This is a genomic window from Cohnella abietis (assembly GCF_004295585.1).
GTDB lineage: Bacteria > Bacillota > Bacilli > Paenibacillales > Paenibacillaceae > Cohnella > Cohnella abietis.
The window spans coordinates 4800894-4816860 of the sequence record NZ_AP019400.1; the positions used below are offsets into that span (position 1 = coordinate 4800894).

Genomic DNA, 15967 nt, shown 5'->3' on the forward strand with positions numbered 1-15967 from the left:
AATCATTCCTCCCACCAAACTAATATTTAATATTGATATCCACATAACGTAACTCTTACCCATATTCTTGTTATATGCAATATATCGCATATATGTATCAGATACAAGTGTTATTACAATTGAAAACAAACAGCCCTGTAATTTTGCCTTTAAGTTGTAGCATAGTATTCCAAATATCATTGATTTTTACAGAAACTTAGAACAGTACCCTACGTCTAATCTTTAGCAAGTTAATCCTTAAAGAAGGGGATTCTTATGAAAAAATTTATTATAGGCTTCGCATGGTGGGCTATTTTATTGACTATTACAACGGGAGCTGTAGCAGCTTCATCATCTAAAATTCAGGCTGTAGAAACCTCTGTTAACATTGATAAACCAGTAGTAAACAACCTTTTAACCATTGATATGAAAAACAGGTTGGACGGAGGAAGCTTCGCCATATCTGAGAAAAAACTGATATTTAGGGACAAAGATAATTTTGTACGGATTGGATACCTTAAGGAAATTTCTAAAAAGAAGATTAACAATAAAAATCGAATTATCTATACAGGAATCATTAAAATCAATAAAAGTTTAACAAATAAGATGGTCAGGATAGTTGGTTTAGATAATAAAGGGGAAAGTATATCAACCCTTGGCTATGTTGCCATTAACCAACAGTATGAAAAACCGCCAGAGACGGGAGATATTCGATCTTTCCGAACGGAAATAACTGCAGATGCGAAGATAGAATCGTTTCAAGTCACCGTGATTGATTTTATTGAACAGGGGAATTTTTCAGATGTCGATACTGATGCTATTGATATGTTTGGGACTCCTTCGATAAACTTTGACTTGCTCAAAGAGATGTACAATCTTAAAACATACAAAACAAACAACAAAAACATCAATGCTTTAATTGGTAATCTTGATCAAGGTCAAATCATTCCTTTAGATATCTCAATTGTTAATACGTCAGGCTCGGACCTCACACTAATTAAACCCTTCAAGGTGACTTTCACTGTTAGTAAAATAACCAAGAATGGGCAAGCTCGTGTTGTTTTCCAAAAACCTCTTGTAAGCTTAATTGGAGAATGGAAAAGTAAAGATTATTATCGTGCAAATTTTTACTGGGATCTGTTAAATAATCCTCTTGAAAAAGGAATCTATAAAATCTCATTAAAATCTGTTATCGCTACTTATACGATAGATCAGAAACATGAAGTTAAAACGTATAATGTAGCCCAGGAAAACAACCCAATGGACCCGGATGAGCTTTATGTTGTAATCCGATAAGAGTATTACTAGAAGAGCATGAACTAAATAAACTTCTGCTCTTATTAAACAAAATAAAAAGAGCTTACCCGCTCTATTCCCCCATTTAAGTTGAGGCTGACTTATAAGCAAACGCAAAAAAGGCGGCATATCTTTCTCTGCCACCGTTCTGCTATCATTCAATACTCAATCGATCTTCATTATACCTTTAAGCCGCCTAAGCTAGCTCCTTTAACGAATAATCGCTCAATGTTTTTCGCGACAGTTGGGTCAGGAACTAACGGTGGTGCTTGATGAGGTTTAACACGGGCATCTATAATAACGTTGTCACATGCCCAATGCTTGTTCTCGTAACCACTGTTCACGCCATAAATATCATGGGATGGGTTGCTGCGAGTGAAAGTAGCCCAAAGGAAATTGTTAATAGTCTCACTCATAAAGGTACTATCATCACACAATATAATGAGCGGACATGAAGGTAGTTCACCCTTTTCTTGAATAGCGCCACTTAAGCTTTGCAATTGTTGCTGTGCTTCCGCATAAGTAGTAAATTTAGAGCCTTGGATGGCCACAATACCCGGAATGACTAAACGTGCATTTTCAAATCCTCGTAATTGTCTTAAACCATCGGGCACTTCACGGCATAGCTCCCTCTTCTTATCCCCGTATGCTGCGAAAACAACCTTGCTACCGCTATTCAATCCTGTTCCTGAATAATCAAGAGTGTCAATGGTCGTATTCGTTTGGAAATGAAGGTCCCGTCGGAGGTCAATACGCTCCAGAATATACATTAAGAAGTCCGCTTCATGATGGGCGCTTATGGGCTGATGCTCTTCAGCAGTAATGAATAGATATTTCGCCAAGCTCAGCTGTCCTGTTCCCAGAATTCGATTAGCTATGGTGAGAATCTCTGTAGGCTGCTTGACCTGCTGGTATGGAGTATAACGCTCACTACCAATAGCAAAGAGCAAAGGATGCACACCAGCAGCATCTACTGCATGCACTTCTTTTACACCAGGTATTTCTTTTTTTATCGCGTCCCCAGTAAGCTCATGAATGAGTGCACCGAATGCCGTATCTTCTTGCGGCGGTCGACCTACAACAGTAAATGGCCATATCGCATTAGGCTTAGCATACACCTTATGAACCTTCATTAGCGGAAAAGGATGGGTAAGGCTATAATAGCCCAAATGGTCACCAAAAGGACCCTCCGGCTTAGTTTCTCCCTGATGGATTTCTCCTGTTATTACGAAATCAGCATCGTTACTAATGCAGAATCCATCCTTATAGCTATAGTGAAAACGTCGTCCTGACAATAACCCCGCAAAGGTGAGCTCGCTCATCCCTTCCGGCAAGGGCATTACAGCAGACAAGGTATGTGCAGGGGGGCCACCTACAAAACAGCTCACTTTGAGTGGGACACCTAATTTATTCGTTTTGTCCTGATGAACGCCAATGCCTCGATGAATCTGATAATGTACGCCAATTTCTTTATTCGTTTCGTACTCATTGCCGTTAAGCTGAATGCGATACATACCTAGATTGGAATTCATAATTCCGGGCTTGTCCGAATCTTCCGTGTACACCTGCGGCAAAGTAACAAAAGCACCGCCATCCATCGGCCAGCTTTGAATGAGCGGAAGATCTGATATTTGAATTTCCTGTGTGGCAACCGGTAAGCTATCCGATTTTTTAAGCGGAAGAGCTTTCCACGCCGCCAGCCCGGTACCGGCATACTTAAATGGATTCTTCAATGCTTTCATTGGATCGTTACGCAAAGCCATTACGCTCTGAACCGATTCCCACGTGTGCCTGAAAATAAACTTGCTGCGCTCCACTGTGCCAAACAGGTTAGATACGGCTCTGAATTTCGAACCCTTTACATTTTCAAATAGCAACGCAGGGCCGCCAGCCTCAAAAACCTTCATATGAATGGCAGCCATTTCAAGATACGGGTCAACCTCTTCATGGATACGAACCAAATGTCCATTATTCTCTAAATCTATTACACACTCTTCTAAATTACGATACATTCGAATGACTCCAATCTCTCCTAAATAGGATTGATGAATAGCTAATCTCTCCTATGTGCGGAGTCTGCTTTGATTAAAGTTAAAACAAATGTAAGGTAAATGTCAAACGATAAGCTCTGCGAACGCCCTTACTGGGAAAGTTCCCATCTTCTTTATCTTCGGGGGGACAGCGTAAAATAAAAAAGGCTTTTGTGGCAATTGTTCTAAATGACATAGGTGCTCGACGATAGGAATTTCTGCATGTAGCAAAATAGAATGTACGGGCCGTGTTTTCCCCTTCGTACTATCAATATTCATGGAGTCTATCCCAACTAATGCGACCCGCTGCTCTAATAAATATTGTGCGGCATCTTCCGTCAGATACGGATGATCAGTCGCATACTGCTCTGTATTCCAATGTTGATCCCAGCCTGTATGAACCAATACCGCTTTACCTTTTAACTCCGTGTTATAGAAAAATGTCTTATCAATCGCTTTAATCGTCTTATCCTCGATGTTCACTACAACGGCATCTATGCCCGCAAATGATTTAAGCTCCATCTCTGAAAGATCCTTGCCATCGTGGTATCTATGGAACGGAGTATCAATATAAGTTCCTGTATTCGAGACCATTTCTATCTTTCCAATTTGAAACTCCGTTCCCTCTTCGTAAATGTCTTTAGAAGCTTCTCTACTTAAATAGTCGCAAATAATCGGAGCAGGTAGTCCCTTATAAGTAACTAATCCATCCTCAATGATGTGACTTAAATCAATATAGATTTTCTCCATAAATCAGCTTCCTCTCCTATATAAATTAAAAACAAGAAAAGAGCTTACTCATCCTTGGTCGTATTTTTCAATAAATTCATAAATTCACGTGCAGCGAATCCCATATATTTTTCCTTATGATAAACTAGACCGATTTGTCTATTTATTGCGGGATTTTCAATCCTAATCATTTTAATTCTTGCATTATTATACATATTTAGAAGAGTTTTCGAAAGAACTGATGCCCCCGCTCCATTTTCTATCAAATGAATAATCGTTTCTGGAGAATCCGTCTCAATGAGTGGTTGTAAGCTCATTTCTTTCAATAGGCAGGCTGCTTCAATTTGCTGGCGACACTTATAATGCTTGGGAAATAAGATGAGCGGCAAAGTAACGATTTCATCTAGATGGACAGATTGTTTATGAGCCATCGGGTGCTTACTTGAAACAGCCAAGTAAAGCTCCTCCTCGTATAAAGGCACTGTTGTTAATCTTTCATCATGAACAGGGAGAATGGTTAAGGCGAAGTCAATTTCATTCTGAAGGATACGTTCAATAAGATCATCAGCTCCGATAACGGTAAGCTTGATTTGAGGATAGCTTTGGTGAAAATCCAAAAGTAATTTAGTTACCAATTGCGTTAGTTCCCCAGTTAAAGCTCCTATCGAAAGACTGCCTTGCTTTATTTTTCTGAGCTCTTGAATTTCTTCTTTGGCACCAGCTAGACTGTTAAATATGTTATGGGAATGCTTTAGCAAAATAAATCCTGCTTCTGTTATCGCTATTTTCTTTCCTATGCGGTCAAATAACAACGTGCCTACTTCGTCCTCTAATGCTTTTATTTGATGGCTTAAAGTAGGTTGAGTTACGCCTAAATCCTCTGAAGCCCGAGTGAAATTAAGTCTCTTGCAGATCGCCATAAAATATTCCAATTGCCGTATTTCCATGTTAACCTCCGGGAGACATTATTATATTGAACATAACGCCCCAATTATTACACTACTCTTTCCACGGTGAATGTAATACGCAATCACAGAAATTTGTTGGTTTGAACCCCGGAAGAAGAAGCCCACAAACATCAGCTTTAATATTACCGAAGGTCGTTTCCGGCTTATGCTTAAAGCCTTCAAGGAATGCGGGTAATATCCGGTTTTTGAAATTATCTCGCGGAAAGGCACCGACCACCTTCTCACGAATCTCTTCCGAAATGCTGTCAAAATTTTCACCCATCACATCATAGCCTACGCCAGAATAGATTAGCGCCACCTCGGGCTCTTTATACTGAGCAACCCCGATGGTCGTATGCAGTGCGATTGCATCCCATACTAATCGAATAGACTGATCCGGAACACCATGCTGTTGAAGATAGCTGCGTGCTGCATTCGCCCCATCTACTTCAAAACGTTTATCAGGACTGCTGTATTTCTTAGTAAGCCCCAAGTCGTGAAACAGTGCACTAATATAAAGCAGCTCTGAATCGAATTTCACCCCTGCGTTCTCGCCCTGAAGAGCGCCAAACAAATAAACGCGGTGGGAATGATTCCATAATAAAGCATCACCATGCTCACGAAGTAACTCAGCAGCTCCAACAGCTAGCTTACTATCCGGGATTTTAATATCTGCAATCGAAATTGACATAATAAGTGTCCTCCTCTTAGTAGGTTAATGCTCTTAAAGTATATTGGCCCACTAACGATTCATCAATATCATCGTTTCTATAATAATGATAGATAATACACATGATTGAAAGATGAGGATTTATTAGCCCCATATTCCCAACAGTATGACTCCCGTAGTAATTAAAATTGATGTAATTAGACGTCTTCTGCCTTGCTTTTCTCGCAAAATAAATATTCCCATGATCGTACCAAATACTGTTCCTATCTCCCTCATAGGAGCAAGCTGTGCTAATGGTGCGAGAGACGCGGCATATAAGAACAGCAGGTAGCTTGCAGGTGCGATAATTCCACCTAACAGAATGATCCTCCAATTTACACGCAGCTCTGTTCGTATAGCTTTGGAATTAAAAGTCGCCCATGAAAGCACAAATAGATTTCCTATATTTGTTGCTTCATTTATTACGACAGCTGGATAGTAGCTCAAGGCAACCTTATCCACAACAATGTAGCTCGCTATACATACCCCTACTGCCAAAGCCAGTAACGGTACTCTCAGTGTTGATGATTCGGTGCGGTTGAATGTAATGTTACTTATTAGCACAATTCCTATAACAATAAAGAGCACACCTATCCAGCCTAATACTGATAGCTTTTCATTAAGTAATGTCACTCCAAGCAATGGAACTAATAAAGGACTGGTTCCTCTCATAATGGGATATACCTGCGATAAATCACCTATCGAATACGTTTTCGCGAGTAAAATGACGTACAAACCATGTAGAAGCATGGATGCAACAATTATCCATCCTCCTGTACTTAGAATATGGACTCCCTCCCACTGTACAATAGTCCATGGAAGAAAGACGAAAACAGCTACCAATTGGCAAAACCAAAGAAAAACATTTTTATTTATGCTTCTCTTCGTATAAAGGTTCCAGACCGAATGCAGGAATCCCGAACCAATAACGAGTAAAATGGCTACGTTAAACATTCCCTCGCGACCTTCCTACTTGGAATCAATTAATTCAACATTTTACCATATGTGCGAACGACTTAAGAGAAAACAAGCTTAGAAAGTCCGTAGACCCTCTAAGCTTGTTTGGCGATTATTCGTATATTACTTACTCATCTGAGCAAGCATATTGAGCAAAATTGTTATAGCTTCAGCTCTTGTGGCATGCTCCTGAGGGGCGAATTCATTATTCCCTTTTCCTTGCACAATGCCTGCTTCCTTCACAACAGCAACACTGTCTTTCGCCCATACAGGTATATCCTTGTCATCTGCGAAGCTTGTTGAGGCAATAGCTTTAATAGATTGGCCCAAAGCTTTTGCAACTATTAATGCCATCTCTGCACGTGTAATTTGTGCATCTGGACGGAAGCTTCCGTCATTATAGCCTTTAATAATTCCTGCTTGTACCGCCTGTGCGACCGCCTTCTGTGCCCAAGCTCCTATCTTCGCGGTATCTGTGAAGATTAGCTCTGGACCCGCTCCTTGTAGCTTCAGGGCATTCATCAGCATAACAGTGAATTCTGCACGAGTCACAGTCTTACTAGGCTTAAAAGTACCATCGGGATATCCTTTGACAAAGCCGCTAATGACCGCTTGCTTAATAGCTGCCTCCGCCCAATGTCCTGAAATATCGCTAAGCTTAACTTCAATCGTTGGTTCGATCGTTGGTGCAGTCGTTGGTTCAGTTGTTGGTTCAGTTGTTTTGTCCAGTATTGGAATTCCTGTGGCTTGATCAACTACGAGTACTACAAATTTTCCAACGTGGCTAACATTCGCAGTAATAAAATTTCCTATAATCTCGCCGCCAGCGACTCCCTTCCATTCTTTCTTTCCTTCCTCATAATAGAAAATACCTACCGATTGGTTGCTCTTCAAGCTAGAAGGGTCGAATGATAAAGTCAGCGTCACCGGTTTACTGAAGTTTTCCGACGAGTTCTTCAGAATCTCATATACAGGACTCGCCAAAACCTCTTTATTCGTTAGTAGCTTTTGTGAATCTAACACTTTTTCTATTGTTAATTTCAATTCTTTATCTACAACACTAGAAGGAATTGAGAGCTTGATTGCATCTCCCAGACTAACCTCACCTGGCGTACCCGTAGGAAGCGTTAATTGACCGTTCGTTGAGATCACTTTCTCATTAGGTATTGAGCCGCTGCCTGTTCCAGGATAAGATGCACGGTCTACAGTAACTAAGTATGTCTTCGTCGTGTTGTCCTGTGCGGTCACTACGATAGTAATCAAATTACTTCCCACATTTAGACCGATATCTCCATACGGTTGACCACTTATAACCGCGTTTCCGTTCACGGTCATCTTCGCGTTACTATCGGACACATTCGCCGTTATAGCTATGCTCTGCACAGCATTAGCTACACTGGATGTATAGGCTATAGTCCCAGATGCGAATTCTGGACTTAGCACACCGCTCGACAATATCAGATCACTCAAGTCTGCATTACTACTTGGTGCTGGTGCACGATTTACTGTGAGATTATACGGATTAACCGTGCCATCCTGAGCTGTCACAACAATCTGAATCTGATTAGGCCCGATGTTTAAGTCGGTAGCTTCATAGGCATATACCGTATCCGTTACTGAACGATAAACCGCACCTGTAACTGTAACCGTTCCTTTTGAATCTGCCTTGGAAAAGGAAAAATGAAGATTTTCAATTGTGTTAGACACATCTACCGAATAATTAGGCTCGGTTGGTAAGAACGCCGGTGATAACAAGCCTTTTCCTTCTTCAATAGCCAGATCGGATAATAGCGCATTATTACTGATTCTTGTGACATCTATCGTATAGCTTTTCTTTGTCACTCTATCACTTGCTGTCACGGTAACAGAAATTAGATTTGAACCTGTGTCCAAAGGAACGTTGTAGGAAGCTACGTTATTGTATACAGAGCTCGAAACACTTTTTCCTGATTCAACAGTTACATTCACTGTCGCCATCGGATCTAACAATGTCGGAGTGACCTTTAATTCATATACACTTGCAGCTACAGATGCCTCATAGGGACCTGTATAGCTAGACGTAAATGACGGATTTAACATTCCATCGGAAATCGTTAATTCGCTTACCATCGTGTTATTATTAAAAATAAATTTCCTAACTGTTTTTCCACTCGCATCTATTACATACAATTCCCCACTATTGTCTACTGTGATTGCGTTAGGAACAAAAAACCGAACATCCCCGTCATCTCCGCTCCCCCATTGTGTGAGATAAGTGCCGCTTGAATCAAGCACCTGGATTCGGTTATTGTCATAATCCGCTACATAAATGTTATTCGCATGATCTGTAGCAATTCCTGTAGGATTATAAAATTGCCCATTGGACGTACCCGCCTCTGGAAGCCCCTTACTCGTAGTCTTCCCCCATGCAGTGCCGGATCCACCATTTGAATCAAACTTCTGAATACGATGGTTACCACTATCTACTACATATACATTACCATTTCTGTCTACGGCAATTCCTATAGGGTTGGTGAATTGTCCAATCCCCTTGCCCATACTCCCCCATTTTGTAACATAAGTACCGTTCGAATCAAACTTCACGACTTGGTTGTTAGACTTATCTGTCACATACACGTCGCCTTTGCTATCTAATGCAATACCTGAAGGTTTTGATAAAGTCCCATTTCCACTCCCCATATTACCCCACACTACCCAAGTGCCTTCGGGGTTACGCTTCTGAATTCGCTTGTTACCCGTATCCGCAACATAAATGTTACTGCTACTATCCACTGCAATTCCTTCAGGACTTGAGAACTGTCCAACAGCGTTGCCCTTACTTCCCCATTGATCGAGAACATTACCGCTTGTGTCAAATTTTAAAATTTGATTTTTAGATTTATCTGCCACATACACGTTACCATCGCTAACTACTGTACTTGACTCTGAATTTATTGTAGCAGCTCCATATTTCCCCCATGAAATCCAAGAACTATCCTTTGAATCAAGCCTCTGAATTCGGTGATTGAAGGTATCTGCCACATACACATTATCTTTGCTATCAACGGCAATTCCCCCAGGGTCTGAGAACTGTCCTAGCTCGCCCCCCTTAATAGGAGCTTCTTTTTCACTCGTTTTCCCCGCAAATACTGTCCAATTACCTAGAGTATCAAGCTTCTGAATTCGATGGTTTTTCTTTTCAACCACGTACAAGTTGCCTTCGCTATCTAATGCAACTCCTGAGGGAGAATCGAACTTCCCATCTGTGGTACCCTTACTCCCGATCACTGTCCAAGAATTAGAAGAAAGCTTCTGAATACGGTGATTAGAAGTATCCGCGACATACACGCTTTCGTTGATCTCATCTACAATAATTCCTGTTGGAAAATAAAACTCCCCGTTACCATTTCCACTGGCAGGAACACTATTTGTTTCTTTTCCCCATACTGTCCAAGAGCCGTCAGTATCTAGCTTTTGAACTCGATGGTTGCCACTATCCACTACATATAGGTTACCCTTGCTGTCTAACGTAATTCCTGCTGGTCTGCTGAACTGGCCCTTTCCGGTGCCCGCTGTACCAATTTGTGCGAGGTAAGTCCCTCTGGAATCAAACTTCTGAATACGATTATTTAGCATATCTGTTACATATACGTTATCGCTTTTGTCTACTGCGATTCCTTGAGCATAATTGAATTTCCCCTTACTGCTCCCCAACCCTCCCCACTGGGTGAGATAGGTACCTTTAGAATCAAGCTTTAGGATACGATGATTTGATGTATCCGCCACATATACATTTCCTTTAGAGTCTATCGCAACTGCTCCAGGGGAATTAAACTCTACAGAAGCAGGTAATCTAAATTCACCACTTGTATAAACTTCATGAATACCATCGGATGAAACTGATGCATAGGCTTTTGTTGAGAAGTTAATGGAAATGGTACTCATCAACAAAGCAATAATTAACAAACCATATATCGCTCTTAAAAAACTTCTATTCATTGTGTGTTGCCTCCAAAGATTATCATTCTATTTTCGAGCTTTCGACAATGTTTTTAATACTACGGTATATATCCAAATAAAAAAATCCCCCAAATGGGGGGGACGAGACCTCAAATTTAGAGGATATTCAACTCTTTGCTGCGTTGTATCACTTGTACACGATTGCTCACTTTAAGCTTCCTATACACATTTTTAATATGTGACTTTACAGTTTCACCGGTGATATTCATATCACTCGCAATTTCCTTGTTCGATAATCCACTTGCGATTAATAGTAAGACCGTCGCTTCTTTCTCCGTTAACATTTCTTTAGGAATTAGTCCTTCATTCGGAGCGACATTCAGTTCCAGTAGCAATTTCCTCACATAAGCCAAAGATACCGATGGGCTAATGCTTAATGGCTTATCCTGCTGACTTACTAAATACGCTGTTAATATCTCCGCCATTAATGGACCTTCGTCAATAAAGCTACGTATATAACCCTGTGGTTCTGCCAATTGTAAGGCCAGCTCTATTGGACCAAGTGCAGTCTCTATTTGACCAGCACGCTGTAGCGTCATACTTTGCAAAATCAATACCTTAATTTGATCACGGAGACGATCCTCCTTGCTCAACAACAGATATAACCTTTCTAGCAAATACATCGCTTCTTCTGTACGTTCAACCGCCGAAAGCACCCTTGCTAACGAAAGATATTCTGCCATATGGTAGAGAGAAACCTCATCCGTATGCGACAGACCGCAGCTTTGCAGCCAATCCCGTGCACCTTGAACGTTGCCTTGCCGCAGCGATAAACAAGCCTGCTCTGCTTCAATATGTAACATAAATGAAGAATGATCAGGGGAGTCAATCTGGAGCTTCAGCTCTGTGAGAAGTTTGGAAGCCTGATCGGGATTTCCTTTAGCTTGTTGAATTCTTGAAGCACTTATGGCAATGGGCATCAGAATTCTCGCGAAGGGCTGTATATCCTGCCGTCCGAGCACCTGCCCCACACACATTTCTGCCTCTTCCAACCGATTCCATTCGTATAGTAGTTTACTATAGGAAGCACACAAGCTTCCGAAAAAAGGATAATCCTGCTTACTTGACATAATATTAATCCATTTCATTAGGAACTCATTAGCCCCATGAAGATCGTTAATAAATGCCAGATGGTCATCGAACGAATCATACCCTTGATATCTGTTGCGTCCCATCGTTTGAAAGAAGCTGCCTTCGGGCATATATCTATCTACTAACTCGAGATATTCAGATGTTCGCTCCAAATCTTTTTGCAAATACGTCGTAATCGTTCGGAAAAAGTATAGATTTCCCATAATCTGATTCCACTCTACATCCGTTATTTTCCCTTGCAGAGCTTGGAAGCAGATTTCGGCATGCTCTACCCTACTAAAAGCTTTTTCCCATTTTCCGACACCCAGCAACAAAGAAATATAAAGCAATTCTAGCATCGGCTTATCCGCGAAAGAATTTTCTGGCAAAGCAGATACCCATCTAATTAACTTAATCGTTTTCGATTGCATCAGAGTGTTCAAGTTTTTCTCAATCAACCGAACGACATCCGCATCCTGTTTGGCCTCTAAATAATGCTCCACTGCCTCTTCGTCAAATCCATTATTCTCCATCCAAATTGCCGCTCGAGTATGGGCCTGCCTCCACTTATCCGGATATACTCTGAACAATATGGCTTGTAGAAAATCAGAAAGCAAATGATGATATCTATACCACTCCCTATTATGATCTAAAGGGATAACAAACAAATTTAATTGCTCAAGCCTTTCTAGTTGTTCCTGACAGTTCAACTGTCCTGTTACGGCTTGGCATAAGGAATGATTCATTCGAGTTAGAATAGAAGTTTCCAATAAAAAATCGCGAATGGGCTCCGGTTGATGATGAAATACTTCTTCCAGCAAGTAATCGGATATATGATGCTGCTGACCATTGAATTGCTGAATGGACTCGCCTATATTCACACTTCGTTTAAGAGAAATCGCCGCCAGCTTTAAACCACTAATCCAGCCCTCAGTTTGATGGAATAGATCAGCAACTTGCTCTTCGGATAGTAATAAATCGGTCGTTTCACGAAAAAAGACAAGTCCTTCATCCAGCTGAAAACGCAAATCCTGCATAATAATCGTATGTAATTCACCTTTTGCCAGAAGTCTCGCAGTCGGGAACATCAAATCAGTGCGACTTGCAATGTATAGATGAATATGGGAAGGCAAATGATCAAGAAGATAAATTAATGAATCGTGGATTTCGGGGAGCTCAATGACGTGGTAATCATCGAGTATGATAACTAACTCACTATTTAATCGATTAAGCTCATTCAAGAAGGCTGCAATAATAGACCTCAAAGGAAGTGAAGAGCCCTTCTCAAGCTCGAATCTTATCGTGGCACCAAAGCCCGGAATTCTCTCTTGAATCGCAGCGATTACATATCTCCAAAACTGGACCCAATCATTGTCCTGCTTATCTAGTGATACCCATGCCATCTGCGTATGGCTTTGCTTCACCCATTCACTTAATGCTGTTGTTTTCCCGTAACCAGCCTGTGCGGAAACAAGCGTAAGCTTAGTTTTCATCCCTTCATTAAGCTTACGCATCAGCCTCGGTCGGGCTACCAAAGGGTTGCTCACATAAGGGATAAGTAGCTTCGTACTTACTATCAATGTAATCCCTCCGTATATACATTAGCCATCGGCGGAATATATAATTTTTAGTGTTTTGTTCTCAAATTATATCAGATTAGACAGTATTAAAAAACCGAAGGACACTAGTTTTCTACTATGATATTGCATAAATGGCTTCCTATCAGCTCATATGTTCACACAACTCGAAACCGTTTCCATAATTGTATTATTTTACTGAAATAAGCTTTACTACTTAATTTCATTCTTCTCGATATTAAGTAGTTTACGTAACGTGACGTCATATAGATATTTTCCACTGTAATACAGGTCATTAGCACCCGTCCACTCAAAAGATACACTTAATTGATTGCTATCCAACCATTCCACCGCTTTAAAATACGGATCAGAACGCATTCCATTTTCAGTCGTCTCCCCGTTCCAATTTTCACGTAATTCTTGTAAGCTCGGCAGAGTAATTTCGGATTGATCTTGAGTATCCACCACCAGTGTTCCGCCCCAAGCTCGTGCCATATATGAAACGGTCACATATCGGCTGTCTGGGGACCACAAGAAGGACTGAAGATAGTAGCCTGGCGTCATCGACCATAGTACTTTTTGCGAAGCTACATCCAGAAGCCGTATACCTTCCGCTGGATTATTCCCCCCAGAAGAAACATTGCTGTTTTCTCCGAAAGCTTCAATAAGGAATTTGCCATCTGGTGATATTTCATTAGCATGGTTCACGATCTGCTCATTTAGTTGATCCGGATCAGGAGATGTTTCTGCTACCTCTATGGCTGGCTCGGGATGGCTACCTGCCGACTCACTCCCTACAGCTACTGGTTTCCAATTCTCAAGTAGTTTACCAAGCTGTTCAACATTTTTACTGAGCATAGTTATATCCAATTGTTTAGCGATATCGGATCGAAGATACTGAAGTTGAATATCATATGCAGACTGATCCAGTTGACCTGTCGAAGACGTATTTCGAAAAGCAAATGAAATCTCATCCACATTATCGATCATCGCGAATAGTACAAGTGCGTTTTTATAGTTAATATTTGCTAGCTCTAAATTCTGCTGATGATCTGGTCGAGACAGGCTATTACTAGCTTCGGTTGCTGTAGGCTCATAGAACACTGTTAGGCCATAAGGCTTCTGTTCGGTTTGTAGATGGATATATTGCTGTTTATAATAGCTATCTGGCTCAGGTAATTGCATAACAAGGTGTGACACTTTAGAAGCATTGCCTACATAAGAGGTTCTGTTCATTGCCATTTTATCTAGATTATAACCGGCGTATGTTTTAGTATATGTGTTCTCAGTAGCTGTCTTATCGCCAAATATAGTAAATCCGCCGTTTGCAAGCAACACTCCACAACCAACAACAAGAACAAGCACAACGGAAGCCACTATAATCATTCTATTTTTTTTGTGTGATTTCTTCATAGCTATTAGTTACTCCTCACTTGTCGCTCCAGACAACTAATACAAACTAATTCTAGTTTACATATTTTCCACTCCATGTGTCTATAAAACCAAGTAATATATGTTAAATTAATGAAATTAAGCGGGTTTTAGGAATAGCCGCTCCATCCTCTATTAGCTAATTTTAGCGCTGGTGGTTTGAGTTTATTTTCGAGCAACAGAGGTATATTCGTCGCTGGTGTAGTGGATGTACAAATATTTCGAGAAACGAGGATGAAACAAACAAAAAAGCGGCATCGCTGCCGCTTGGGAATTTAAGACTGGTGGGTTCTGAGGGACTCGAACCCTCGACCAGATGATTAAGAGTCAACTGCTCTACCAACTGAGCTAAGAACCCAAATTATAATTGGTGGACCCTAGCGGGATCGAACCGCTGACCTCTTCGCTGCCAGCGAAGCGCTCTCCCAGCTGAGCTAAGGGCCCGGGACCATAATATACCTGATGCTTTCATGTAGACTTCCATGTAAGACAACAGAAATTATTCTATCATGGAAGGGACAAAGATGTCAATGGGTGAATACACATTATTTTTACATACTTATATTTGCAGGACAAACGTATAAACTTTCCGAACTTTTTTCCCATTCAACATTTCACACTCTGCACGTCAACCAACCATTCCATACTCTGTTTCCGTCCAGCAATCCAAACTCTCCAGGCTCAACCAGCACTCCGGACTCTACTTTCAAGCAGCATGTCCGGATTCTACTTTCACCTAGCATTTCCAAGCTCATCATCAAATCCCGTGCTTATTCATAAGCCCATTTAATTCCTTAAGGAACATGTTGATGTCTTTGAAATGCCGATATACCGAAGCAAAGCGGACATAGGCCACCTCATCAACTGTATAAATATGCTCCATCAATAGCTCGCCAATGATACGGCTCTCTACCTCTGCCTGAGCGGTATTGCGGACTTCCCGCTCCACATCCGAGACAATGACCTCCAGCTGGCCTACCGATACTGGACGCTTCTCACATGCACGTAACAATCCGCGCAATACCTTGTCCCGACTAAACTCCTCACGGCTACCATCCTTCTTAATGACAATAAGCGGAGTTTCCTCAACAGTCTCAAACGTAGTAAATCTGCGGCTGCACTTCTCACATTCCCGGCGACGGCGGATCGACTTGTTGTCATTAGCCGGGCGTGAATCTAAAACCTTCGTTCCACTGTAATCACAATATGGACATTTCATGGCGTCGATGTCGCCTCCTACAC

At 41.2% G+C, this 15967-nt stretch carries 10 protein-coding genes and 2 tRNA genes; 1 reads left to right on the forward strand and 11 read right to left on the reverse strand.

All coding sequences use genetic code 11. The annotated features are described in order from the left end of the window. Window positions 1–255: 255 nt before the first annotated feature. A complete protein-coding gene (locus KCTCHS21_RS21155; protein WP_130613017.1) occupies window positions 256–1275 on the forward strand; it encodes a hypothetical protein in 1020 nt (339 codons plus the stop codon). 179 nt (window positions 1276–1454) lie between these two features. On the opposite strand, the gene KCTCHS21_RS21160 is transcribed toward KCTCHS21_RS21155, so the two are convergent. The 11 genes from KCTCHS21_RS21160 to nrdR form a co-directional block, all read right to left on the reverse strand. After that, window positions 1455–3287 (reverse strand): UbiD family decarboxylase, encoded by a 1833-nt coding sequence (locus tag KCTCHS21_RS21160; protein WP_130613020.1) that lies wholly within the window; start codon window positions 3285–3287, stop codon window positions 1455–1457. 102 nt (window positions 3288–3389) lie between these two features. Next, window positions 3390–4055 carry a cyclase family protein gene (locus KCTCHS21_RS21165; protein WP_130613024.1) on the reverse strand — a complete coding sequence of 222 codons (666 nt, stop codon included), beginning with the start codon at window positions 4053–4055 and terminating at the stop codon, window positions 3390–3392. Window positions 4056–4099: 44 nt separating this feature from the next. Beyond that, window positions 4100–4981, reverse strand: coding sequence for a LysR family transcriptional regulator (locus KCTCHS21_RS21170; protein WP_130613027.1), 882 nt, complete (start codon window positions 4979–4981; stop codon window positions 4100–4102). Window positions 4982–5033: 52 nt separating this feature from the next. Then, window positions 5034–5672, reverse strand: a complete 639-nt coding sequence (locus tag KCTCHS21_RS21175; RefSeq protein WP_130613030.1) for an HD domain-containing protein — start codon at window positions 5670–5672, stop codon at window positions 5034–5036. Between the two features lie 123 nt (window positions 5673–5795). Further along, window positions 5796–6644: a DMT family transporter gene (locus tag KCTCHS21_RS21180; RefSeq protein ID WP_130613033.1), complete on the reverse strand. Its 849-nt coding sequence runs from the start codon at window positions 6642–6644 to the stop codon at window positions 5796–5798. Window positions 6645–6770: 126 nt separating this feature from the next. Further along, the gene (locus tag KCTCHS21_RS21185; protein ID WP_130613036.1) at window positions 6771–10625 is read right to left on the reverse strand and encodes an S-layer homology domain-containing protein; all 3855 of its coding nucleotides are present in this window, start codon (window positions 10623–10625) and stop codon (window positions 6771–6773) included. A gap of 116 nt (window positions 10626–10741) precedes the next feature. After that, the gene (locus KCTCHS21_RS21190; RefSeq protein WP_130613039.1) at window positions 10742–13297 is read right to left on the reverse strand and encodes a winged helix-turn-helix domain-containing protein; all 2556 of its coding nucleotides are present in this window, start codon (window positions 13295–13297) and stop codon (window positions 10742–10744) included. A gap of 210 nt (window positions 13298–13507) precedes the next feature. Beyond that, window positions 13508–14707 (reverse strand): DUF4825 domain-containing protein, encoded by a 1200-nt coding sequence (locus tag KCTCHS21_RS21195; protein ID WP_130613042.1) that lies wholly within the window; start codon window positions 14705–14707, stop codon window positions 13508–13510. A gap of 300 nt (window positions 14708–15007) precedes the next feature. Beyond that, window positions 15008–15083 (reverse strand) — tRNA-Lys (locus KCTCHS21_RS21200). Window positions 15084–15093: 10 nt separating this feature from the next. Next, window positions 15094–15169: transfer RNA gene (locus KCTCHS21_RS21205), tRNA-Ala, on the reverse strand. 313 nt (window positions 15170–15482) lie between these two features. Then, window positions 15483–15944 (reverse strand): transcriptional regulator NrdR, encoded by a 462-nt coding sequence (gene nrdR / locus KCTCHS21_RS21210; RefSeq protein WP_130613045.1) that lies wholly within the window; start codon window positions 15942–15944, stop codon window positions 15483–15485. Window positions 15945–15967: the final 23 nt, after the last annotated feature.